Here is a 25194-nt window from a genome sequence, read left to right on the forward strand (position 1 = left end):
ATTTCAAAAAGGTAACAAAATCAGAATTCAGCGCTTTTCGGGTAACGCGGGAACGGGATCACGTCGCGGATATTTCCCATGCCTGTCACAAACTGCACCAGACGCTCAAATCCAAGCCCGAAACCGGAATGCGGTGCTGTTCCGAACTTGCGCGTTTCCAGGTACCACCACAGATTTTGCGGATCAATGCCTACTTCATGCACTCTTCCAAGCAGTTTTTCATAATTTTCCTCCCGCTGGCTGCCGCCGATAATTTCGCCGATTCCCGGAAACAAGACGTCCATGGCACGTACCGTTTTTCCGTCATCGTCCAGTTTCATGTAAAATGACTTGATTTCTCTCGGGTAATTCGTCAGGATAACGGGTTTTTTAAAGTGTTTTTCAACAAGATACCTTTCGTGCTCGCTGGAAAGGTCAATTCCCCAGCCGACCGGATACTGGAATTTCTTTTCCTTATGCGGTTTTGATTTAAGCAAGATTTCAATGGCTTCAGTATAAGTCAGCCGTTCGAACGGATTGTCCACAACAAAGCTCAGTTTTTCAAGCAAAGGAAGCGAACGTTCATTCTGGGGCTTGCTTTTTTCTTCTTCGGCCAAGCGGTTTTGTAAAAAGTTCAGATCATCCTTGCAGTTTGTCAAAGCATAAGTAATCACCTTTTTTACAAAATCCTCGGCAAGATCCATGTTGTCTTCGAGTTCAAAGAAAGCCATTTCCGGCTCAATCATCCAGAATTCGGCCAGGTGCCGGGTTGTATTGGAATTTTCTGCGCGGAAAGTGGGCCCGAACGTATATATTTTGGAAAGTGCCATGGCACCAAGTTCGCCTTCAAGCTGTCCGGAAACTGTCAGGTTTGCTTCACGGCCGAAAAAATCTTCCTTGAAGTTGATATTTCCCTCTTCCGTTCTCGGCAGTTTGTTCAGGTCCAGCGTTGTAACCCGGAACATTTCTCCTGCGCCTTCTGCATCGGACGCCGTAATAACGGGCGTATGCAGATAGAAAAAACCTCCGTCATTGAAGTACTGGTGAACAGCAAAAGCCAGTGCATGACGTATCCGCAGAATCGCGCTGAACGTATTGGTACGCGGACGCAAATGTGCGATTTCCCGTAAAAATTCGAGTGAATGTCTTTTAGGCTGCAAAGGATAAGTATCAGGATCGGCAGTTCCGTAAACCAGAATATCGTCAATTTTGACTTCCACCGTCTGGCCGGAGCCAAGCGATTCCACAAGCTGGCCTGTTATTTTCAGACAGGAACCGGTTGTAACTGTTTGCAGCAATTCCGCAGAAAACTGGCCCGGCTCGGCTACTGCCTGTATATTATGAATGGTCGAACCGTCATTAAGTGCAATAAAAATTGCGTTTTTGCTTTCACGTTTTGTCCTTACCCATCCTTTTAGCGTAACGGTTTGTTTCTCAGGAGAAGTGTTTAATAGTTCTTTGATCTGCAACGGTCCCATTTTAATCTGATTCAAGCTGTGATTTCCTGTTTATTTTACTTTATCCGGCTTCCCGAACAAGGCGCAAAATTACAAATTACGCCACGAAAACCTATTCCGGTACACGAACTTACTTTTCTGATGGAACTGTGCGTTGCAGAGTCTGGTTTTCAGCTTAATTTTGTTTCTTGTAACCTGCATTAAAGAATCCCTGTTTTGAATAACCGCATCGCCATTATCCTGTCAGTCCTGTTTCATCCGCTGATCCTATCCACTTACCTTTTTGCAATCCTGTTTTTCCTGACACCGGAACTTGCAGGTGTCAGTGCGTTCGGGTTTCCGGCTCTGGGCAGCATTTTACTGCTTTTATTCCTGAACACGTTTATTGCGCCGGCTGTGGTGATTTATTATTTTCAGAAAATGGGCCTGATCAGCTCCCTGCATGTAGATGATCTTGCAGAACGCCGCCTGCCTTATCTGGCGAGCACCCTTATATATGCCATTGCCACTTATCTTTTTGGCTGGCACTTGCAGCCGGTCAGTGAACTTGCGCCGCAGATTTCCATTATTCTTGGAAGCGTAACCCTTTCACTGGTTCTTGTAACCGTCATCAGTCTGTTCTGGAAAATCAGCGCGCATGCCATCGGGGTCGGCGGAGCAATCGGGATGCTTTCCGGATTGCTTGTGCGTTCGGGCGAAAACGGGCTTCTCAATCCGTTGTTGATTGCCATTCTATGCGGCGGCTGGCTGCTGAGCGCACGGCTGCATCTGAATGCACACACACCGAAGCAGATTTTGGCCGGGTTTCTTTGCGGGATTCTGGTGAGTAGTATAACTGTTTATTATTTCTTTTGATATAAACACCTCATACGGTTATGTATCAGAACCTTTTATCTGAAAGTAAAAACGGCATTGCAACCATTACACTGAACCGTCCGCAGGTTTATAATGCGCTAAATGCTCAACTGCTGACTGAGATCACCAATGCAGTGCAGGCAGCCGCAGATGACAATTCCGTCAGAGTACTGATCTTAACCGGTGAAGGCAAAGCATTCTGTTCGGGAGCGGACCTGAAAGAAGCGTCGGAGTCTGACAAAAGTGCCGGAGAAATCCTGAATGATTATTACAATCCGCTGATCAATGCCATTCGTAACATTCCAAAGCCGGTCATTTGCAGGCTCAATGGGCTGGCAGTCGGAGCCGGATGTTCCCTGGCACTGGCGTGTGATATGGTTATTGCGAGTGAAGAGGCATATTTAAGCCTGCTTTTTGTACAGATTGGTTTGATGCCGGATGCAGGCGCGACTTTCTTTTTGCCCAGACTGGTCGGCATGGCGCGGGCTTTTGAACTGGCGACTACGGGACGCCGCATTTATGCACCGGAAGCAGCGAGCATCGGGTTGATTTACAGCTCCGTTCCAGCTATTGACCTTGACAAAAATGTAGCAGAAGCAGCTGCATATTACAGCACCGCACCGACTTTGGCCATTGGCGCCATCAAGCAGGTTTTTAACCAGTCTTTTCATTCCGATTTGTCGCAAATGCAGCAGCTGGAAATGATTCATCAGGAAAAACTGTTGAAAAGTCATGATGCAACGGAAGGAATTTCTTCTTTTCTTCAAAAGAAAAAGCCTGATTTTCAAGGTAAATGAAATGATTCAGAACTTTATTGACATTTTTAACGTCAAGAATTTGGACTGAAAGAAAGCATTCAATATCTTTGCAGTCCAATTCGGAAATGGTTTCGTAGCTCAATTGGATAGAGCACCTGACTACGGATCAGGAGGTTTGGGGTTCGAATCCCTACGAGACCACAAGCAAAGCGCCTTTCGCAAGACTGGCGCTTTTTTGTTATGTTTTGACTACCTGATTATAAATCAGGGGTTTAGCAAACAACTGTTCCTTCGGTAAATTACTTACAAGTAAAAGAAGTATAAAAGCCGTATTTTGTAAATCTTGTTAAAAAAAGGGACCTATTGAATATGGCGTTTATATGTTCCTTTGATAACAGTGTTTTTTCTCTGCTTGTGGTTCTTATATCGAGTTCAAGGCCATTTATACCGGTATTTTATGAAACAAGCCTAATGCCCAATCCTTTTTTCAGCCGCAGAGTGGCTTGCTGCTTGTAGAAAAGGTAAAAGAACGAATCCATTGCTTTGGCCTTGGTGGGGCCTACTGATTAATCGCGTGCTTACAGGCGGCTCCGCCGGAGCCGGATAATGTTGGACAATGCATCTTGCGATAAACTGATGGCTCCGCTAATCTATTTTGTGCCAGACTGGCTTTATCTTTCTCCGGTTAATCGCTCCAACCGCACCATCATATCATCCTTTTCCTTCAACATCCGTTCATATAAAGCAACTTTCTCTTCGTGAAGCTGAATAATCTTTTCAATCGGATGGAAAACGGGATTGTTATTTACCACAGCAGCATTGTTATTGAATGTGCTTGAAATAACGGTAATTGCCTGATCCTCATTAAAATTCCGAATTGCCTCAGCCGGAATTTTAAGAATTGCCGCAACCTGCTCCAAAAGCTCAGAATCGATTTTTTCTTTTTGTTCGAGTAAAGATATTTTTTGCTGATTCCAATCTTCGCCAAGCTCAAACGCCAATGCGTCCTGCTTGATCGAGAGCATTTCTCGAAAACGTTTCAAATTGCGGCCTTCATGAATTTTTGAGTTGGAGGTAGTATGTGTCATGCGGAAAGGTTTTACGTACAAAAGAATGCAAAAAATAAATAGTACACTCCAGACTCTGTTATCCGGAATGTTTTGGGAATCAGTTCAGAAAACGTTTCCATTATAATTAAACTTTTGTCATTGACCAAAGTCCGATAGGTTGTATTTTACAGCTTCGTTAAAACGTCAGTTGAAAATTCCGTTCATTTCCGTCAGTATCAGCGGTGCTTTATCGGTTACAACTATTGTATGTTCGTGCTGAGCCATAAATCCGCCTTTATTTCCTACCATTGTCCATCCGTCGCTGAGCTGGGCTGCGAAAGATGATGTTGTTGAAATAAATGTTTCAATCGCAACAACGGCGTTTTTCTTGAACCGCCTGTGGTCAGATTTGTTTCTGAAGTTCATCAATTCATCCGGCTGCTCATGAAGCCCTCTGCCGATGCCGTGGCCTGCAAGGTTCCTGATGACTTTAAAGCCGTGCTTTTTAGCCTCCGACTCCATCAGATAACCAATATCTGCTATTTTAACACCGCCTTTTATATGGTTGATAGCCTTGATCAGAATTTCCCTGGATGCATTGACAAGCTTCTGATGATGATTGATATCCTGTCCAAGTACAAACGAGCCGCCATTATCGGCCCAGAATCCGTTCAGCTCTGCCGAAACGTCAATATTAACCAGATCGCCTTCCATCAATTTCCTTTTATCCGAAGGAATCCCATGGCAAAATTCATTATTCACGCTGATGCAAGTCCATCCGGGAAATCCGTATGTGGTGAAAGGGGCTGATTTGGCACCGAATTCAGTCAGTAATTTTGCACCATACTCGTCAAGCTCTTTTGTCGTCATTCCAGGCTGGGCGTAGTCTGTCATTTTCTTCAAAGTGTATGCTACCGCCTCACTTGCTTTTTGCATTCCTGCTAAGTCGGACTCTTTTGTAATGGACATAAATCGGGTCGTAATGTTGAACAGCTGAACATCTTTATGCCAAAGTACCCGAAAGTAACGGTTACCTGACAAGGATGTTTTGATTTTGCAAAAATACGCATTTTTCTCTTTTGCCTGTTTGCGAGTCCTGGCTCGCCATGTATTACAGAGTAGATTGAAGACAAGCCAAATCCAAAATCAGGAGTTCTGAACACGAAATTTCTGCGCTCTATTGATAAATCATCGGAACCGTAATGCGCAAGAATTCCGGCAATGCAGTTCAGACGAACAGAAATGATTTTTTAATGGCTAATACCACTTTTTCATCAGCCCCGTCATGTAAAGGTCATAGCCCCCTTTGCCGCCCGGCCTGTCTGACGAGAAAATCATCAGATGATAATTGAAGTTATCCATTACTGGTAAAATGGGCCGGTATTCATTGTGGGGAGTATTGATCCGTTTTCCAGCATTCACAGGCGTGCCCCACTTTCCGTTTTGAAAAGTGGCATAATAAATGTCCTGACCACCTTCGCCGCCGGGCCTGTCCGACACAAAAACCATTGTTCCGTCATAAAAGGAAGGACACTTATCATCGTACGGACTCGACAACTCTTCCACTTTACGCAGTTTATAGGTTTTGGGATGAAGAAGGCTTTCAGGTGTGACCTGCTCACTTTCTGTTCTTAGAATGCTGAGCTCGTAAATGTCGAAGTTGCCGTCGCGGTTTGAGCTGAAATATATTTTATCTCCGAGATAGGAAAAACTGGGATAACCATCATCCTTGGAAGAATTCAGAATGTCAAAATCATAAGGTCCTTCGATGCCTTTACTGCTGTTCCGCATGTATTTGATCTGCATGTCACCTTTGGAATCGTCGGCATAAAACAGAAAAAAATTTTTTTCCGTTGTAATACCCTGAATATCCCGGTCAAAAAGCAAAGTCTTGGGTCCATATACGTTGAAATTGCCGTTCGCGCGGTTGATCATGCCTTCCAGGCCACCGTAGTCGGCAAACAGCGTGCCCTGCCATCCGCCAGACTTGTACATCTCTATGCCCAGTTGTTTGTCATATGTAAATACCGCTTTAAGATGGACAAGGTTAAAAACGTCTTTCCTGTCTCTTTTGGAAGAAAATGTCAGATACGTGTATCCGGATTTGTTATAATGCAAGTCTGAATTGTAATCATCAGACTCCGAATTGAACTCGTTCAGACTGACTACTTCTTCCAGAAAGTCACCGTCTTTTTTGCTCACAATTGGCCAGCAGCTCTGAAGCGCCAGCGCCATAACTATCAATTTCTTCATTTCAGATCGTTTCTTTTGCAGAAGACTCCTGAATTGGTTGTTTGGTTGTTTTTAGAAAGGTCACTTCCGCCTATTTTCCGATATTAGTCAATGCGCATATTTTATAGTTTAACATTAATTACGACTGTAAAATGTAATCTATAATAGTGATATATTCTTAGGTAAATGACGTGAATTAATTTTAACGCACACCATTTATTTTACCGTTTAATAAGTTTTTATAGTCTATTTCATTTACCCTGTAAATGCTTGCTCAGAGATAAGTAATTATGTATTTCGTAACTCTTTACTTACTTGTATTTACTTGACACTTTAACAAATTTTTATGCAGAATCGCTCACTTCATTACTACTCCCGATTTTCACTTTCTTTTTATGTACTAGCTTGATATCAAAGACCTAATTGGAGTTGAGCGACTGAGCATAAATAAAGCTTACAATTTCCCAAACAATCATTTTTTTGAATTTAGACCTATATTGTTTACAGCTAATAAATTTCCCTGTAATTGATTTTGTCGTTAACTAAAACAGTTTAAGCATATGAAGAAATTTTTACAAACCGTAATTGTCTTTGCACTTTCAATAAGTGCAGTATTTTCTCAGACTTGTAATGTAAATAGTTTAAAGACCCAAGCTGACATTGATAATTTTCATGTCACATATCCGGGCTGCAAGGTTATAAATGGCGATCTGAATATCATTTCCAGCAGTATTAAAAATCTGAACGGGCTGCTTGATATTACGAAAGTTGTTGGATCAATCAGAATCAATGACAATTCAGAACTGACAAGCATCGCTGGCCTAACCTCATTGGAACAAATAGACGGTGAAATCAATATTGAGAATAATGACAAACTGCCGTCTCTGCACGGACTTGAAAATCTCACCCGTCCCATGGGAAATGTTCGGGTTGTTTACAACGAAACGCTTACCAGCATTTCAGCTCTTAGTGGCCTGTCAACAATTCCGGGCTTTTTGTCAGTTGGTCAAAACGTATCTTTGACCAGCCTGACCGGATTAGAGAACCTAACCAGGATCGAAGGAGCTGTTTCAATTGCTGGAAATACCAAACTTGTTGATTTAAAAGGAATTGGTAACCTTACCTTTGTTGGTAGCTTTTTTTACCTCGGGTTTAATTATTCTCTTAAAAATCTCATTGGACTTGATAAACTGAAAAGTGTAGGCGAACGGCTCGAAATTACAGGCAATAATTCCATCACCAGCCTGTCAGGAATAAATCAACTTGAAACCGTAAGTGTAATTATTGCCACTTACAATCCAATGCTTACAGATTGTGCAATCCAGAATGTATGCAGCAGGATAAAAACTTACAATGTAAGTGTACACGACAATGCACCAGGCTGTAATTCAACTGAAGAAATATCCTATAACTGCTCCTTGCCGACAGCTCCGGTCCGGATCAATGCAGGCGGAGGCACTTTTACTACTGCTACAAAAAAGGTGTTCAGCGCAGATCAGTACTACTCAGGCATTGACCGTATCAGTGCCGCTGTAAGCGGTGACATTCTCAACACATCCAATGACCCGCTTTACCAGACAGCACGCTGTTCGCCTGCTTTCAGCTACAACATCCCGGTTGCGAACGGCGAAGTAAGCGTATACCTGCACTTTGCCGAGACTTACTATGGCGCTCCGGGCAAGAAAGGCGGAGCAGGCAGCAGGCAGTTTCATGTCAACATGGAAGGCGTTCGCAAACTGACCAATTATGATATTTTTGCCAAAGCTGGAGGTGCCATGCGTGCTACGGCAGAAACTTTTACAGTTAATGTAACAGACGGTATGCTCAACATTGATTTTCTTACCGGAGCAGCAGATCTTCCAAGAGTCTCAGCCATTGAAGTGATTAGGACAGGCCTCACTTTGCAACCCAATGCGGATGCCTACATCCGCGACGGCATTTACAACAATACCAATTACGGCTCTGAAAGTAATCTGGACATCAAGAATATAGCCGGTGAACTTTCGCCAAAACGCTCATCGTACCTCCGCTTTCAACTGCCGGCAAATACGGGTATAACTTCTGCCAAATTGCGTGTTTATGGCCATAATCATGAAAATTCAAAGGATATTTCTATCCATGCGTACGGAGTAGATGACGATAGCTGGACAGAATATGGTATTGTCAGAAGCAATGCTCCGGTGGTATCAACGCTTTCGCTGGGCTATGTTGCTGTCAACAGCGTTTACAAATATTATGAAATAGATGTCAGCAGCTATGTAAAAGCACAGCAGCAGGCGGGTGATGCACAAGTAAGTTTTCTTTTGGCCGACCCGAACAACCGCAATACAAGGATTGTTTTTAACAGTAAGGAAAACGGCTCTTTTCCGCCTCAGCTGATCGTTCAGACTACATTGCCCGTTGCAAACAGCAATACAAGGTTAAACCAGGAAATAGTGACCGTACAATCGGAAATGCAGGACAGCCAGGAATCCACTGTTTATCCAAACCCGGTAAAAAAACAGTTTACGGTTGGGATTTCCATGAAGCATGCCGGCCGGATTTCCCTGGAACTGATTAACGAGTCCGGAAAAGGATATGTGATCCCGGTCGCTGACAATATCCGGGCAGGTGAAAAAACCGATGTGGACATTTCCGGTTTTTCCCTGAATACAGGCATTTATCTTTTGAAAATAAATTCGGATGCCGCTGCGGAAGTTGTTAAAGTGCTGGTGACGGAGTAGGTCTGAAAAAAGGAGGAAGGGAGAAGGGGATAAGAGTTGAATGTGATATGAACAAGAAAGCCGCCATAGGTAAATGATGCGCGGCTTTCTTGTTTATTTAATAAGGCAGGTTACAGATGACACTATTTGACTAAAATGAAACAGGGAAAAGGTTCCATACAGGTTGTTGCGTCATGTTTTGCTGTTTGTTTCATTGTACTGGTTATCATTAACAGGCAACCACAATTTACCGGGCCGGTGCTGACGACATCCGGATTGGTCTTGTACTGATGTCCAATATTTTGTTTTATACCAATATATACTGATAGGTCCGGACAAAGCTATTTTGATATACCTGAACGAAGATCAGGCTCGGCTCATTAAGTTCAGATTTACAAAAATCTTCCCCAAATTCAAGTATAATTCAGGCCATCACGTATTATTATCCGTTAAACATCTGTACAATTAAAATTTTGGATTAAATGCAACTTAATGGAATTAAAACCCTGATGATCGGGTGCGGCGTGTTGTTAAGCGGTTTGGCTTTTTCTCAATCAAATTTCAGAAGTTCACAAATCGGTATGGGAGTGGTTGTTTCAGATATGGAACGCTCGCTGGATTTCTATGTGAATGGGATTGGAATGGTCCAAACCGGTAAGTTTACGATTAATGGCGAGTTTGGGAAAAGGGGCGGCTTGACCGGCGGAGATTCTGTTCAGGTCCAAATCCTGAAATTGGAAAACAGCCCGCAGGCCAGTGACTGGAAGCTGATGAGTTTTGGTAAGAAAGCGGCACATTCCAAGCCTAAATTTATCCAGGACGATACGGGAGTGCAGTACATTACCATTCAGGTGAAGTCATTAAAAGGAATTATTCAAAGACTGAAAGAGCGAAAGGTTACATTCCTGGGCAGTTCGCCAACGCCATTGAACAAAGATGCACATTTCTTGCTGGTACAGGATCCGGATGGCACTTTTGTTGAGCTGATTGGATCACTCGAATAATGAATGGGCCTGTTTGTCCAATAACGATTGTATATTCTGCTTTTTAGGCCAGAATACTCCGTTACGAGCACTTTGGTAACTTCCCAAAGCTCTTTGAGCTGGACTTTCAGGAAATATATATCCGCTGGCAACTTGTCGGGTAAGCCTACTTTCAGTCTGAATGAGTCGGCTTCGGTCTCAGGACGCTGCAACTGGCTGCCTGTCATGTTTGTCAGCTTCAAATCCGCTTCCCTGCATCCTGACAAATTCAGTCACATCCATTTCTGCATACGCCCATTCACCCCGCATACGTGCAGGCGACCTTTGCATAGTCCTCATCATATTGTGGGCATTGGCACAGGTAAGTCCCGTTTGGGTCCATGCATCATTCAATACGCCCCGAGCGGTGACCACGTATGCAAGCGGTGATTCATGATTGTGTCCAAAGACGCCTCTTTATGAGCTGATATCAAGAAGCTATGCGATATCGAAGTTAGAATTTCTCAGCCGGGCAGCCTGCCGTAAACAAGAAGAATGCAAAGACGTTCAATACCTATCCGGACATGCTCAATGCCAAAATTTGCCTATGTACCTCATGTCAGATATTTACCGCTAAATAAGTTTAAAATTAATTGTTGTGAACTGTAAGTATTATTTTATATTGGCTGTCTTTAGTAGCCCTTTGTAGCTTGCATTCTTGAAATCTCAAAGGAGTAAAGAGTTCATGTACAATTCAAACTAAACTTATGTCAGTTTCAGGACCAATATTAATAGTAGAAGACGATAAAGACGATCAGTTTATTACCTTGGAAGCTTTGAGAGAGTTGGGAGTTAGTAACCAGGTACTTTTTTTTGAAAACGGGCCGCAGGTAATTCAGTATTTTAGCTCAACTACCGAACAAGCTTTCCTGATTCTTTGTGATGTGAATTTACCATTAATGAACGGCATAGAGCTCAGAGATTACATTGACAGTTCTCCCGAACTGAAGAAGAAAGCCATACCATTTGTTTATTTTACAACATCCGGAAGCGCAGGAATGGTTAATGAGGCATATAAAGGTTCAATACAGGGTTATTTCCAAAAGCCTCAGAACTACGGTGAGCTGAAAGGCCGGTTATCTTCCATAATCGAATACTGGAAATCCTGTTTGCATCCCAATACTTTCCGATAGTATCTTCATAAGTAAAGTATCCGGCGTAATGCTGTAATTTCAAAACCGGCAAAGCCAGCCGTTGATACACAGCGGCCATTTCCGTTTTATATAAAATATTTTAGCATTTCAGATCTCTTCACCGGAAAATGCATACGCTACTTTCTAGAAAATAAAAATAATGTTAAAAGGCAAAACGGGCATGATGTAGCAGAAAAGGTGCCGCGTTGAACAGATAACACTTTATGCCGTATACGGAAAATGGCCCGGATTTGGATTGGGGAATATTTATGAGACTGGGCTTCAAAAACGGTTAAAAACCAAAATCAATGCGGTAAATTTTTGCGGATCAAGGCTGGCATTCGGTAACTTATACTGAATGCCAGCGTTTTGAATATTTTGAATCCGCAGTATTTTTATGATTGCGGGCAAAATTGAAAGCCAGCCCTTGAAGTGACATCTTTACTTAGAGCAAGGGATGAAATGCTACTTTGCAAGCTGCAGATCTGCTATACTTTTGATCCGGTTACGTTCCAGAAATGCATCAATCGTTTCAAAATGCTCGATTACACGTTTGTCTTTAAATTCGAAGACTTTCTGGGACAAGCCTTGTAAAAAATCACGATCGTGAGAAACCAGCACCAGCGTTCCGTCAAAGTTTCTGAGTGCTTCTTTCAAAACATCCTTGGATTTTAAATCCAGGTGGTTTGTAGGCTCATCCAGAATCAGCAGGTTTACGGGTTCCAGAAGCAACTTCACCATGGCAAGACGCGTTTTTTCTCCACCCGACAATACACTTACTTTCTTGTCGATATCTTCGCCCTGAAACATAAAGGCTCCCAGAATATTTTTAATCTGGGTTCTTACATCTCCTTCTGCGACTTCGTCTACCGTCTGAAAAATGGTCAGATTGGGATCCAGTAACGATGCCTGATTTTGCGCAAAATAGCCAACCTTTACATTGTGTCCAAGCTGACAGGTTCCATCCACATCGATCTGGCCCATGATGGCCTTGATCATCGTAGATTTTCCTTCACCATTCCGGCCTACAAACGACACCTTTTCGCCTCTTGAAATGGTCATGCTGGCATTTTTGAACACAACATGATCACCGTACGATTTTGACACATCTTTCACAGTAACCGGATAGTCGCCGGACCGTGGCGAAGGTGGAAAACGAAGCTTCAGAGCTGAATTGTCGACTTCATCAATTTCAATAATTTCCAGTTTTTCCAGCATGCGTTCGCGGGAAGAAACCTGATTGGTTTTGGAATATGTGCCGCGGAAGCGTTCGATGAATTGCAGGTTATCAGCGATCATTTTCTGCTGTTCCTGATATGCCTTGATCTGATGAGCCCTGCGCTCCTCGCGCAATACCAGATAATGTGAATAGTTGGCTTTATAGTCAAAAATCCGCCCCATAGTCACTTCAATCGTACGGTTGGTAATATTGTCGATGAAAGCGCGGTCATGAGAAATGACCATTACTGCATTTGACTTATTTATCAGAAAATCTTCCAGCCACATCACGGATTCAATGTCGATATGGTTTGTAGGCTCATCCAGCAAAATAAGGTCCGGCTTTTGCAACAGTATTTTGGCAAGCTCAATGCGCATACGCCATCCTCCGCTGAATTCGCTGGTTTGCCGCTGAAAATCTTCCGGCCTGAATCCCAGTCCCTTCAGGGCTTTTTCGACCTCCGCGTCATAATTGACTTCTTCCAGCTGGTAATATTTTTCACCCAGTTCAGTAACCTGTTCGATGATCGCCATGTATTCATCGCTTTCGTAATCTGTGCGGGTTTCGAGTTCAAGATTCAGTTTTTCCATTGCGTTACGCATTTCAAAAACCTGCCTGAATGCTTTGGCCGCTTCCTCAAAAACAGTGCAGTTGTCTTCGGTAAGTAAATGCTGCGGCAAATAGGCGATTACTGCATCTTTGGGTGCACGTACATGGCCACGATTGGCTTTTTGTTCACCAGCAATAATCTTCATCATGGTGGATTTTCCCGCTCCGTTCTTACCCATCAGGGCAATTTTATCAGTCGGATTAATCACGAAGGAAACTTCACTAAAAAGGGCAGAACCGCTAAATTCAACGGCCAAATTTTCAACTGTAATCATCTTCTCATTTTTTGAAGCCGCAAAGGTACGATGATACGGTTGAAAGAAACGAAAAAAGTCATTGAACCAATTGTTAATTAGCAGCGTATCCAGGTCAGGACACTACGTTCTACTTAATCATTTTACAAGCAGATAATCAACTAAAAATATGGACTTACGTACGACATTATCAGTAAATGAGAGCTTTATGGAAATGCTGTCCGATTGCAAAAACCGCGGAGCCAAAGCAGAGATGATTCTGGACATCAACGGACTGGAACGGGCTGAGGGAATAATCCAGCAAATTTTTTCAGATGATCCAAACCCCTACATTGAACTTCAAGATGGTAAAAAGATTGCAGAAAAAACAATCATTGCCCTCAATGGCATTTTCAGGCCTGAATATTCCGGATGCTGATTCGTGTGCATTTAAATCAGAAATTTGAAGTTAGCAAGACGGCAAAATCCAATGTAATATTATTCAATAATTGACCTTTATGTTATAAACAGGGAGCCGCTCTGCGGCTTTTGCTGCATGAAAGTTCTTGTCGAGATGCATTTTTGAACAGAAATACTTCTAAGAAGCAGATAATAAAAAAGCTCCAGAGCTAACTGTTTATAGCAGAAAAGCATTCAGCAAAGGATTATGCGGCTCCGGAGGAGCCTTCTTATGATCGGCAAACAGGCGGCCCCGCCGGGGCCTAACCATGACAATGCTTGATTTGTGGCTATAAACAGGGAGCCGCTCTGCGGCTTTTGCTGTATACAAGTTCTTGCCAAATAGCACTTTTGAGCAGAAATATATTCGAGAAGCAGGCAGAAAAAAGCTCCGGAGGAGCTAACTGTTTATAGCAGAAAAGCATTCAGCAAAGGATTATGCGGCTCCGGAGGAGCCTTCTGGTAATCAGTAATGAGGCGTCCCCCGCTGGGGCCTAACCATGACAATGCTTGATTTGTGGCTATTAACAGGGAGCCGCTCTGCGGCTATTGCTGTATGCAAGTTCTTGCCAATAGCACTTTTGAGCAAAAATATATTCGAGAAGCAGGCAGAAAAAGCTCCGGAGGAGCTAACTGTTTATAGCAAAAAAGCATTCAGCAAAGGATTATGCGGCTCCGGAGGAGCCTTCTGGTAATCAGTAATGAGGTGGCCCCGCTGGGGCCGATATTATTCAATGATTGATCTTTATGGCTATAAACAGGGAGCCGCTCTGCGGCTATCGATGTTCGGGAATACAGTCAGATTGCACGTTGGCGTTAACAAGTGTGAAGTTCCGGAATACGTAAACAGACAGCAGATTAAAATACCCTGATTGATCCATTCATTAGTATAAAGTAGTCCTGATATCTCTTCTCAAGGTATTTGTCGGAAGTTACTTGCATTGCAATGTTACTCTTTTACAAACAGGTATGAAAAGGACGATTAAAATTACTTTACGGGTTTTACTATGCATCATCCTCTTTGCAGGAGCAACAACAGCAATATTCCTTTATAAAATCAAGAATGGTTTTCCTGTGTCGTATGAAACAGAAAAGCCAGCAATAAATTTTCCGCCCAACCAACCGGCTATCCTGATTTTTTCCAAAACAACCGGCTTTCGTCATGCAGAATCGATTAAAGCGTCATTGCCGGTTTTTTCTGAAATAGCACGAGAAAATAACTGGTTTATTTATCAGACGGAAGAAGGCGGCATTTTTAATCCTGAGCAATTGAAACGTTTCAAGGTTGTTGTTTTCAATAATTCTACCGGCAGAGTTCTTAACGATGAACAACAAGAATTTTTGAGCCAGTATGTAGAATCAGGCGGTACTTTACTGGGCATACATGGAGCAGGAGATGATTCCCATCACTGGCCGTGGTATGAAACTCATTTACTCGGTACAAGATTTTCACATCATCCGCTCAATCCGCAATTCCAGAAAACTGCAGTGCATGTAGCGCTTGATGTCGATTCAACATTGACCCGTAATTTGCCTGCCGTCTGGACCAATGAAGATGAATGGTATGTTTTCTTCAGCCAGCCCGAAGGCATGCGGATCGTATCTTACATCAACGGAAATAAAATCATTCCCAATGGCAATTTGCTCTGGATCAGAGATAAAAATTTTGGTATGGGGCAAAATCATCCGGTTGCCTGGTATCGAAACGTCGGTAAAGGCAAAACTTTTTATACTTCCATGGGTCATAGTAAAGAAGTCTGGCAAAATAAAAATTTCGTCCAAATGATCGAAAATGCCATCATCTGGTCCGAGTAACAGGCATTCAGAAATATACAAACAGGCGGCCCCGCCGGGGCCCAACCATGACAATGCCTGATTTATGGCTATAAACAGGTAGCCGCTCTGCGGCTGTTGCACGAATGTTCTTGCCAAGGAGCAAGTTTAGTTTGCGACAATAAAGAAGCAGACACGAAAAGCTCCGGAGGAGCTAACTGTTTATAGCAAAAAAGCATTCAGTAACACATTATACGGCTCCGGAGGAGCCTTCCGGTTACTATTGACAATGCGTAATTTATGGCTATAAACAGGAAGCCGCTCTGTGGCTTGTGTGCTTATTACTTAAATTTTTTACCTGAAATTATCTAATACTTGGCTTCTAAAAGTATTCCGGACTAGAACCATGCTTATAAGAGGATTAGAAAAGGTGACAAAATAGGTACTTCCTTTCTCAATTCTTTATGGAAATAATAAGATAAACTGCATTGAAAGAATAAGGATTTAAGTATATGAAGCCTGACTAAAATGAAATGAAACTGATTATGATGAGAAAAATATTTATTGTTTTACTGGCTTCCGTGCTTCTTTCCTTTGAGCTGATTGCGCAAAATTATGACGAATCAAAAGTGCCTTCCTATATTTTGCCTGATGTTCTTGAATCTCAAAACAAAATGAAAATAGCCAATGTAAAAGATTGGGAAAGCATTCGCCGGCCGGAAATCCTGGCTCTTTTTGAAGAAAATGTTTATGGTATAATGCCAAAAAAATTTGATAACTCAAATTTTAAAATAAAGAATGAAAATAAGCTTTCCATGAACGGAAAAGCTCATTTAAAAGAGCTGGAAATAAGTGTCAGCAATAATAATCAAACTGTAATTATCAATCTGGTTTTGTTTGTTCCGACACGCGCGAAAAAGCCGGCAGCAACTTTTTTATTAATCAACAACCGGGGTAAAAATAATACTTCTCCGACAAGAGACACAATCAGCGGTTTCTGGCCGGCCGAACAGGTTATTGATGCGGGTTATGCCGTTGCCGCATTTCATGTAAATGACGCGGCTCCGGATGATAAAAATAATTACAGGAATGGAGTTCTGCGGTTATACCCCGAGCAGCTGAAAGCAGACAATGGGATGAAAGCCATCGGCGCATGGGCGTGGGCAGCCAGCAGGATAATGGATTATTTCGAAAAAGATAAGGACGTAGATGCTTCAAAAGTTATCCTGACAGGCCATTCGAGGGGAGGAAAGGCGTCATTGTGGGCAGCTGCACAAGATACCCGCTTTGCAATGTGCGTCACCAATTGTTCGGGAAATACCGGTGCGGCTTTGTCTCGCCGTCGTTTTGGAGAAACTGTAAAAGTTATCAATACTACTTTTCCGCATTGGTTTGCTGACAATTACAAGAAATTCAATGATAACGAAAGCGCATTGCCGCTGGATCAGCATATGCTCGTTTCTTTGATTGCGCCAAGGCCTGTTTACGTAACCAATGCTTCCGAGGATTTATGGGCTGATCCGGTCGGAACGTTCAAGTCTGTAAAAGAGGCTGAAAAAGTATATGAACTTTATAATGTAAAATCAGGTTTGCCGCAGTCAATTCCAGCGATCAATATGCCTTTTGTCAAACCTCCTCTGGCATATCATATTCGCGAAGGAAAACATGACATGACGTTTTACGACTGGGCTCAGTTTATTAAAACTGCTGATCTTTATTTTAACAGACAATAAATCTGATATTGAAAATGCTCGTATAAAAGGCCGTTAAGTATGGAAGATTTGGTCCTAATATGAACGTATATGGCCTTGATTCATTTTTATATTCAATGGTAAATATCAAGGCAGATACCCCTATTTGTTTGACGGATTATATTAGCAGCAATGCAGTTTGCTTATGCTGTTTTTAAAGCTGAAAATATTTTAGTCAAATTAAAAATCCGGATTTCTCTTTTATGGAATGGTATTTGTTCGATGGTATTCAAACAAATCATTTCAATTACATGAAGATCCTTTTATACGCCAAGCTGGAAAAAGAAATGCAATCGGAGTTAAAGAAGCATTTGCCGGATGATGCAGAAGTAATACTTGCATCTGATATTTCAGAAGAGGAAGTAAAAAGTGCATTGCAGTCTGCTGAGATATTAATCGGAAATCCGCCCGCAGACTGGTTTGGAAAAACTCCCGGCACATTGAAATTCTGGCAGCTTGAAAATGTTGGTTTTGAGCAATACAAGGATGTCGATTATAAAGGAAAAGCTGCTAATGTAGGTGATATATCTGCCGTACCCTGCGCCGAAACCATCGTGAGCGGAATTCTGGCATTTTACCGCGGCATCCATAAAATGGTCAGAAATCAGGTCAAAAAGGAATGGGTAGGAGAGAAGTCAAGTAATGAACTTCAAATTTTAAGTGGCAAAAAGGTCATCATCCTGGGTTCCGGAGCCATTGGCGAGCATGTTAATAAACTTCTGAATGCGTTTGGCTGCAGCATTCAAATGACTGCTAAAAGTGATCCGCAGGCGGAAATTCATTCATTTGAGCACTTATTGCAGCAATTGCCTGAAACAGATCTGGTTGTAAATACACTGCCGGGAAATCTTGACAAATACGTATCTCAGGAATTCTTTAATGCCATGAAAAAAGGAAGTCTTTATGCCAATGTGGGCCGAGGAAACACAACGGATGAAGCTGCGTTGATAAATGCGCTGGAAAGTGGCAGACTGGCAGGTGCTGTCCTGGATGTTTCGGAAGCAGAACCGCTTGATGAAGACAGCAAATTATGGGAAATGGAAAATGTAATTTTATCGCAGCATACGGGTGCAGAGCATGAAGGCAGAGACCGGGACAAGGTTGAAAAGTTCATTTCCAACATCAATAAGTATCTTAATGATGAAGAAATTGAAGATGAAGTTGAGCTTTCAGAAGGTTATTAGAAAAGGACGAAGTGGTTAATCTGCAATTACTTGGCTGACTTCATTGCCTTTATCGTCTTTATTTCTTTATCATTTATAAAGCGATTGTACTCGTCGGTTTCATTGCCGTACATAGCAACTTTGCCGTTCTGGTCGCAGTGTATTCCCCAGCCGTAACGCTTTGTTAAAGGCGAGGCACGCAGGCAAGGCTGACCTTTGGAAAAAAATTGTTTTCTCGCTTCTTCAAGTTCGCTTTCCGTCAAATCGTTCCGTTTGGCATAAACCCTGAACAATATATCATCCGAGGTATATTTATAAGGGTTTTTGCTTATCATATCGTGCTGTATGCCGGCAACTGTTTCTGCATTACCCTTCATTGGCGGTACTTCTCCTTTTGCAGCCGGACAGTCCTCCGCAACTTCAATAAATGTATTGGTATAGTTGGTTGGGTGAATTTTCATGCCAATCAGTATTAGGATCTTCCCTTGCGAAACCGGATAATTCATAAATATAGAAAACCGGGTGATTTTAATTGTCCTGTTACCTCATTGAACAGGCTCTTTTCAATAATTATGGTGTCACAAACCATGGCTTTATCTCATATTTAATATGGAGTCACGAAACGGCTCGAACCATGCAGGTGACTTTCATTGTCATGTCTAATGAAACGCTGAATTGTGTCTTTTGCCTCATAAAAGCTGTCAATGCATTTAAATCCACTCACTTTATGCTTATAAATGCTGTGAAAGTACAGCGCCGGCAGCCCGTTTGATAGGAGAGTTCTCTTCTGATGCTGCTACATGCATAAACTCTTGGTTTACTTCCGGATTTTTGTCCATCGTTGTTTACTTATGATTCCCAAATTAAATGGACTAAGCTTTTTTCAATTTTGTTCAACTGTTCAGAGGGCCAGGACATTCCTTTGCCGTTATACAAAGCGCTTGCCTGACTGCATTCCTATTCCTCGTTCGGCACAGTATTTTCAATATATTGCCTCTTAGTCAGCGTTGGTTACATATACAATCAGTTACACCTTAACATTACGTCTTTTACCAGAATGAGCCCTGCTGATATGCAATCCACATCGCCTTTTGCATCAGTATACGATACCGCATTTGCCAAAATGGACCAAGGCTTTTGCATCCTTGAAAAGGTCGGTAATCCGGCAGATCACCCTGTTGATTTCCGTTACCAAATGGTGAATCCTGCTTTTGAAAAGCATACGGGTTTATCAAATGTGACCGGAAAAACCATTTTGGAAGTAGTTCCGGAAGCTGACCAAAGTATTATGGATACTTACAATCAGGTTGCCGCTACAGGGCAGTCTGTACAATTCAAAGCTTATGTTACCGCATTAAACCTGTGGATAGAAGCCAGTGCCTTCCGCATTAGTGAACAGCCAGTCCTGATTGCAGTATTGTTTACCAATATTACCGAGCGAAAGCGTAACGAAGAAGCACAGGAAATATCTGAATTGAAATACCGTACCCTGTTTGAGACCATGGATCAGGGTTTTGGAATCGGTGAAATATTGCCTGCTGACAAGGAAGCCGGGACGCCTATCGACTGGCGCTGGCTGGAAGTAAACCCGCAGTTTGAGCGGCTGACCGGCCTGCCGCGCGACCTGGTGCTTACCCAGACGACGCGCCAGCTTATTCCCGGTTTGGAGGATACATGGTATGACGGCTATGCGCACGTTTATGAAACCGGCGAAACGGTCAGTTTCGAATCATTTTCGCCGGTGCTCAGCCGCTGGTTCGACGTGTACGTATTTGCCCTGGGCACGCCCGACACACGTCGTGTAGCTGTGCTTTTCAGCAACACCACCGAAAGCAAACGTCAGGAAAAACGGCAGACGCTGTTGCTGACGCTTTCCGATGCGCTCAGACCCCTAACTGACCCAGGTGTGATCATGACAACAATCAGTGAACTGGCAGGACGCTTTTTCGAGGCAAGTTGCAGCGGGTTTGCAGAAGTTCAACCGGCTCACAACCAGTTAACGATTGAATGTGAATGGAGCAACGGTAACATGCCGGGCAGGCAGGGATCACATCCGCTATCCAACATCAGCGACGAGACAATCCGGCAATATCAGTCGGGTCAAACGGTTGTTCTGAAAGATGCACTTTCCAGTGTTTGGGTCCCACTCATGAAAGACGGCAATTGGGTAGCGTTGTTTTTTGTAGAAGATGAAAGGGACCGTCCCTGGCCGGAAGCCGATGTGAAGTTGCTGGAAGAAATCGCCGAACGCAGCTGGGCAGCGGTAACCCGGGCAAGAGCCGAAGAAGCATTGCGTGCTGCGGACAGGCAAAAGGACGATTTCATGGCGATGCTGGGGCACGAGCTGAGAAACCCTTTGGCTGTCCTTTCAAATACACTGATGTTTCTTCAACTGTCGAAAGGGCAGCATCCGGATATGCCCTACGAACTGGGTATAGACCGGATGAGCTCTCAGGTAAAGCATTTGGGCCGTATGGTAGATGACCTTCTGGAAGTAAGCCGCATCCGGTACGGAAAAATCAGACTCGAACGTAAGCCGATCGACCTTGGCCAACTGGTTGGGCAGACTGTCGAGACTGCGAAAATGCTGTTTGAAGACCGGGGCCGCACCATTGAATTTATCCAGCCGGCTTCTGCAATCTCCGTCAACGGCGATGCTACGCGCATTGCGCAGCTGATCATGAATTTATTGGGAAACGCGTCAAAATACACAGCCGAAGGTGGCCATGCCTGGGTCACGCTGGACGTTGAACAGAACAATGCCGTTATCCGGGTAAAAGATGACGGAAAGGGAATCCCACAGAATGAGCTGAAATCAATTTTTGAGGTATTTGTGCAAGGTGAAACGTCTATCGACCGACCGTATGGAGGTCTGGGATTGGGACTGGCTGTTGTCAAAAAGATTGCCGAAGGTCATGATGGCAGTGTGGTGGCTTACAGCGCAGGTGTCAATAAAGGGAGCGAATTTGTTGTAAGAATTCCTGTGATTGCCGAGCAGCAAACCAAAGCTGAAACCGGAGCTTACGGACCTGCGGCATCAACCAATGCCATTCGGGTTCTGCTTATTGATGACAACCAGGAGCTGGTCGATCTGATGGGTATGCTCATGCAGGTATCCGGCTATCAGGTGCACATTTGTTACAATGGAAAGGATGGCATTGCCGCTGCCGGGAAGTTACGCCCGGACGTGGTCATACTCGACATTGCCATGCCCTATATGGACGGGTATGCCGTATGCGAACAAATCCGAAAGCAGCCATGGGGAGAAAAACTGCCGGTCATTGCGCTGTCCGGCTTTGGCCGTGAGGCAGATAAGCAACGGAGCCGGGCAGCGGGGTTTGACGAACATATTTTAAAACCTGTTGATTATAACATATTGGGTGAAAAGATTTCTCAGCTTATTGCAGAAAAGAAAGATTTGTAAGTTGAACTGCTTGTCCTCGAAAGTGCTCTTCAGCAATAATACCCTAAGAATAACCGTCAGTCCGGCAGTGGTTGACCATTCGACATTTTTCGCCATAAGCCTGGCACGGATTTTTCTGTACTTCACAGCTTTTTACAAATGATTAAACGCACGGATCCCGGAAAACTTTCGCATACATTTAATGACCATGACCACGGATCTTGTTGATGCTTTTCTAATAGATGAATACAAACAACTTGTTGAGCTGTTTGCCCAGGCTGTCTGGGAAACTGACGCGCACGGTCAGGTAGTAGCTGATTCCTCTTCCTGGCGGGCTTATACCGGACAATCAAAACAGGAATGGCTTGGCGAAGGCTGGGTGGGAGCAGTCCACCCGGAAGATCGCGGCTATGCGCTTGATCAGTGGCAAAAGGCTGTCAGTAGCCAAACGCCCGTCAACGCCGAGTTTCGCCTGCGTAGTCCTGGTGGTGGCTGGCGATGGACGAATGTGCGGGCTACCCATATTCTGGATGCGGATGGATCTGTAAAAAAATGGGTGGGCCTCAATATTGGCATTGAAGAAAAAAAGAAAGCGGAGCAACTCTTGCAGCAGGAGCAAATCCGCCTGCAGGAAGAAGTCAGTGACCGGACCAGCGAGCTCGCATCCAGCCGGCAATTGCATCAGGCCATCCTGGATAGCACGCTGGAAATGATTCAGGTTTTTACGGCTGTGCGCAGTGAAGATGGCCAGATCATCGACTTCGTCTGGCGCCTGAACAACCATGCTGCCGAGCAGCATTACGGTGATGTAATTGGCACAAGCCTGCTTTCTAACAACCCAGGAGTAATTGAGACAGGCATTTTTGATACCTTCAGACAGGTTGTCGAAACAGGTATTGCTGACAAGTCGGAACGCCATTACAACAATGAGCAGTTCGAGGGATGGTTTTATCAGTCAACCGTAAAGCTGGGTGACGGGGTGGCCACTACCACCACAGACATAACCGCCCTGAAAAAAGCCGAAGAACAAACCAGAAGCAGCCAATTGCTACTGCAATCGGTCATCGACAATTCGCTGGATATCATTCAGGTTTTTAAGGCAGTCCGCGATGAAACCGGTCAGATCATTGATTTCACCTGTGCGGTTAACAATAAGAAAGGGATTGAACAGAATGGGGATGTGATTGGCCGCAGTCTGCTGCAAGTAAACCCGGGTGTGGTCGCCTCAGGAGTTTTCGACCGTATGGTGAAGGTAGCCCAGACTGGTGAGCCCCAGCAACTCGAACAGTATTATGCCCATGAGCAGTTTGATGTATGGTTTTATCAGATGCTGGTAAACACCGTTGACGGTGTCGCCATGATGACGCGCGAGATCACCGAGCGCAAACAAAACGAGCTTAGGCGGGACTTTCTGCTCAGACTGAATGATGCGATTCGCCCGTTGGCTGATCCGGTAACCATACAGGATACAGCCGCCAGGCTGCTTGGTGAGCAGCTTGGCACGGACCGGGCTTATTATGCCGAGATGGATGAGACGTCTGGTAATTGTGCCGTCGTTCGGCAATGGCACCGCCCCGGTACAGGCAATGCCCGGAGCTATTCACTGGCTGAATGGTCAATGCCCGGACTGATTGATGGCCGGACGCGGGTGGTGCGGAACACGAATTCCGATCCTGCCATCGCTGATGACCAGCGTGAACCACTCCAGAGAAATCAGATCGGCGCAACCATTGTCGTACCGCTGGTTAAGGAAGGCAGACTGGTTGCCAAATTTGTTACTCATCAGCGGGCACCCAGGAACTGGACTGCGACGGATGTATCGCTGGCTGAGGAAACTGCGGAACGCACCTGGGCCGCGGTGGAACGGGCAAAGACAGTGGAGGCCTTGCGCCAAAGCGAAGAACAATTCCGGCTTTTAGGAGTAGCTTCTTCCGATAGCATCTATAAAATGAATCCCAACTGGACCCGGATGCGCTTGCTGAGCGGGAAGACATTTCTGGCCGACACCAATGACCCAGGCTCTTCATGGATCCAGACGTATATTCCTGCTGAAGATCAGCCTTGGGTACAACAGGTAATCCAGGAGGCCATCCGCACTAAAAGTACTTTCGAACGCGAGCACCGCGTCAGGAAAGTTGAGGGCGGAACCGGCTGGATATTTTCAAGTGCCATTCCGGTGTTCGATAAAAAGGGCGATATACAGGAGTGGCTGGGGGCGGCCAGTGACATTACCGCCCGGAAACTGGCAGAAGAAAAGCTCCATGACTCCAGCCGGCGCAAAGACGAATTTCTGGCCATGCTGGCCCACGAACTGCGCAACCCCATGGCAACGCTTCGTAACGGTGTGAGCATTCTTGAACTGACCAGCACGGAAGAGCCGGCCCGTTCCACGGTTGAAATGATGAGCCGGCAAAGTGACCATTTGGAACGCATGCTGGATGATCTGTTGGACGTGAGCCGCATCAGCAGTGGCAAGATTGAGCTGAAAACCGAGCGTGTCGATCTGGTAAGCCTGGTTGCGCAAGCAGTTGAATCGATGCAGTCGCTATTTCAGAAACAAGGACGGTCATTGAAGGCCGATTTACCTGCAACGCCTATTTACCTGGCAGGTGATGCCACCCGTTTGATGCAGGTGGTGACCAACCTGCTGACCAACGGGGCCCGCTATACCGGCGAGCAGGGACAAGTATGGCTGCGCCTGCGTGAAGAGCAGATGCAGGCTGTGCTTGAAGTTGGTGACAACGGCATTGGCTTACCGGCTGATCAACTTTCGTCTATTTTTGAGCTGTTTGTGCAGGTGGATAACTCCCTGGCACGCTCGAAAGGAGGCCTGGGCCTGGGATTAGCGTTGGTCAAGCGGCTCGTTGAGCAGCATGGCGGACGGGCCGAGGCCCGAAGTGAAGGCCTGGGGAAAGGTAGTGTTTTTACCATCTATTTACCAACTTTAATGTTACCAGCCATGCAAACGCCTACACCAGAACATCAGGCCTCAGAACCATTGGATTCCCGGCGCATTTTAGTTATTGACGACAATGCTGATTCTGCCCAGACAATGGGCATGCTCCTTAAACTGAAAGGATATGAAGCCCATACCCGGAACAGTGGCCAGGCCGGCCTGGAAGCAGCTGAGCAGTTACTGCCTGCGGCTATCCTGCTGGATATAGGTATGCCCGGCTTGGATGGTTATGACACATGCCGGTTAATCCGTCAGCAATCCTGGGGACAGAATATGCTGGTGCTTGCCTTGACGGGTTACAGTCAGCACGAAGACCGGCGTTTAACGAAAGAGGCGGGCTTTGATGAGCATCTGGTCAAGCCGGTCGATTTGGAAGTGCTGATCAACTTACTGAAAACAATGTTGGACAGGAACCATAAGATCACTAAACTGAAATAGCCA

General features: G+C 44.5%; 18 protein-coding genes and 1 tRNA gene. 12 read left to right on the forward strand and 7 right to left on the reverse strand.

The window, feature by feature from the left end; genetic code table 11:
* Nucleotides 1-20: 20 nt before the first annotated feature.
* Nucleotides 21-1457 (reverse strand): asparagine--tRNA ligase, encoded by a 1437-nt coding sequence (asnS, locus tag FEM33_RS07295; RefSeq protein ID WP_139011798.1) that lies wholly within the window; start codon nucleotides 1455-1457, stop codon nucleotides 21-23.
* 195 nt (nucleotides 1458-1652) lie between these two features.
* On the opposite strand from asnS, the gene FEM33_RS07300 reads away from it, so the two are divergent.
* The 3 genes from FEM33_RS07300 (at nucleotide 1653) to FEM33_RS07310 (ending at nucleotide 3250) form a co-directional block, all read left to right on the forward strand.
* On the forward strand, nucleotides 1653-2291 hold the full coding sequence (locus FEM33_RS07300; protein ID WP_139011411.1) for a hypothetical protein: 639 nt from the start codon (nucleotides 1653-1655) through the stop codon (nucleotides 2289-2291).
* A 20-nt stretch (nucleotides 2292-2311) separates the two neighbouring features.
* The gene (locus FEM33_RS07305) at nucleotides 2312-3088 is read left to right on the forward strand and encodes an enoyl-CoA hydratase/isomerase family protein (protein WP_139011412.1); all 777 of its coding nucleotides are present in this window, start codon (nucleotides 2312-2314) and stop codon (nucleotides 3086-3088) included.
* A gap of 88 nt (nucleotides 3089-3176) precedes the next feature.
* A tRNA-Arg gene (locus FEM33_RS07310) sits at nucleotides 3177-3250 on the forward strand.
* Between the two features lie 470 nt (nucleotides 3251-3720).
* Here the strand turns inward: FEM33_RS07310 and FEM33_RS07315 are convergent.
* The 3 genes from FEM33_RS07315 to FEM33_RS07325 form a co-directional block, all read right to left on the reverse strand.
* Complete coding sequence (locus FEM33_RS07315) at nucleotides 3721-4137, reverse strand: helix-turn-helix domain-containing protein (protein ID WP_139011413.1); 417 nt, start codon at nucleotides 4135-4137, stop codon at nucleotides 3721-3723.
* Between the two features lie 165 nt (nucleotides 4138-4302).
* Complete coding sequence (gene map / locus FEM33_RS07320; RefSeq protein ID WP_139011414.1) at nucleotides 4303-5067, reverse strand: type I methionyl aminopeptidase; 765 nt, start codon at nucleotides 5065-5067, stop codon at nucleotides 4303-4305.
* Nucleotides 5068-5355: 288 nt separating this feature from the next.
* On the reverse strand, nucleotides 5356-6351 hold the full coding sequence (locus FEM33_RS07325) for a TolB family protein (protein ID WP_139011415.1): 996 nt from the start codon (nucleotides 6349-6351) through the stop codon (nucleotides 5356-5358).
* A 539-nt stretch (nucleotides 6352-6890) separates the two neighbouring features.
* Here FEM33_RS07325 and FEM33_RS07330 point away from each other — a divergent pair.
* Both FEM33_RS07330 and FEM33_RS07335 read left to right on the forward strand, forming a co-directional pair.
* A complete protein-coding gene (locus FEM33_RS07330; protein ID WP_139011416.1) occupies nucleotides 6891-9053 on the forward strand; it encodes a CBM96 family carbohydrate-binding protein in 2163 nt (720 codons plus the stop codon).
* 461 nt (nucleotides 9054-9514) lie between these two features.
* On the forward strand, nucleotides 9515-10036 hold the full coding sequence (locus FEM33_RS07335) for a VOC family protein (RefSeq protein WP_229214128.1): 522 nt from the start codon (nucleotides 9515-9517) through the stop codon (nucleotides 10034-10036).
* Nucleotides 10037-10213: 177 nt separating this feature from the next.
* On the opposite strand, the gene FEM33_RS26835 is transcribed toward FEM33_RS07335, so the two are convergent.
* On the reverse strand, nucleotides 10214-10345 hold the full coding sequence (locus FEM33_RS26835; RefSeq protein WP_262711976.1) for a hypothetical protein: 132 nt from the start codon (nucleotides 10343-10345) through the stop codon (nucleotides 10214-10216).
* A 416-nt stretch (nucleotides 10346-10761) separates the two neighbouring features.
* On the opposite strand from FEM33_RS26835, the gene FEM33_RS07340 reads away from it, so the two are divergent.
* A complete protein-coding gene (locus tag FEM33_RS07340; protein WP_139011417.1) occupies nucleotides 10762-11187 on the forward strand; it encodes a response regulator in 426 nt (141 codons plus the stop codon).
* 465 nt (nucleotides 11188-11652) lie between these two features.
* Here FEM33_RS07340 and FEM33_RS07345 read toward each other — a convergent pair whose 3' ends face one another.
* Nucleotides 11653-13290, reverse strand: a complete 1638-nt coding sequence (locus FEM33_RS07345; protein WP_139011418.1) for an ABC-F family ATP-binding cassette domain-containing protein — start codon at nucleotides 13288-13290, stop codon at nucleotides 11653-11655.
* A gap of 148 nt (nucleotides 13291-13438) precedes the next feature.
* On the opposite strand from FEM33_RS07345, the gene FEM33_RS07350 reads away from it, so the two are divergent.
* From FEM33_RS07350 to FEM33_RS07365, 4 genes are all read left to right on the forward strand, one after another.
* Nucleotides 13439-13687: a hypothetical protein gene (locus tag FEM33_RS07350; protein ID WP_139011419.1), complete on the forward strand. Its 249-nt coding sequence runs from the start codon at nucleotides 13439-13441 to the stop codon at nucleotides 13685-13687.
* Between the two features lie 989 nt (nucleotides 13688-14676).
* Complete coding sequence (locus FEM33_RS07355) at nucleotides 14677-15522, forward strand: ThuA domain-containing protein (RefSeq protein ID WP_139011420.1); 846 nt, start codon at nucleotides 14677-14679, stop codon at nucleotides 15520-15522.
* A gap of 503 nt (nucleotides 15523-16025) precedes the next feature.
* Nucleotides 16026-17213 carry a glucuronyl esterase domain-containing protein gene (locus FEM33_RS07360; protein WP_201747705.1) on the forward strand — a complete coding sequence of 396 codons (1188 nt, stop codon included), beginning with the start codon at nucleotides 16026-16028 and terminating at the stop codon, nucleotides 17211-17213.
* A gap of 269 nt (nucleotides 17214-17482) precedes the next feature.
* Nucleotides 17483-18415, forward strand: coding sequence for a D-2-hydroxyacid dehydrogenase (locus FEM33_RS07365; RefSeq protein WP_161597081.1), 933 nt, complete (start codon nucleotides 17483-17485; stop codon nucleotides 18413-18415).
* A gap of 26 nt (nucleotides 18416-18441) precedes the next feature.
* Here the strand turns inward: FEM33_RS07365 and FEM33_RS07370 are convergent, their stop codons facing one another.
* Complete coding sequence (locus FEM33_RS07370) at nucleotides 18442-18855, reverse strand: DUF6157 family protein (protein WP_139011422.1); 414 nt, start codon at nucleotides 18853-18855, stop codon at nucleotides 18442-18444.
* Between the two features lie 596 nt (nucleotides 18856-19451).
* Between FEM33_RS07370 and FEM33_RS07375 the strand changes: the two genes are divergently transcribed.
* Together FEM33_RS07375 and FEM33_RS07380 are read left to right on the forward strand one after the other, a co-directional pair.
* The gene (locus tag FEM33_RS07375; RefSeq protein ID WP_139011423.1) at nucleotides 19452-21818 is read left to right on the forward strand and encodes an ATP-binding protein; all 2367 of its coding nucleotides are present in this window, start codon (nucleotides 19452-19454) and stop codon (nucleotides 21816-21818) included.
* Nucleotides 21819-21999: 181 nt separating this feature from the next.
* On the forward strand, nucleotides 22000-25191 hold the full coding sequence (locus FEM33_RS07380) for a PAS domain-containing protein (RefSeq protein WP_139011424.1): 3192 nt from the start codon (nucleotides 22000-22002) through the stop codon (nucleotides 25189-25191).
* Nucleotides 25192-25194 lie beyond the last annotated feature (3 nt).

The sequence above is a fragment of the Dyadobacter flavalbus genome (assembly GCF_006149045.1).
Taxonomy (GTDB): Bacteria; Bacteroidota; Bacteroidia; order Cytophagales; family Spirosomataceae; genus Dyadobacter; species Dyadobacter flavalbus.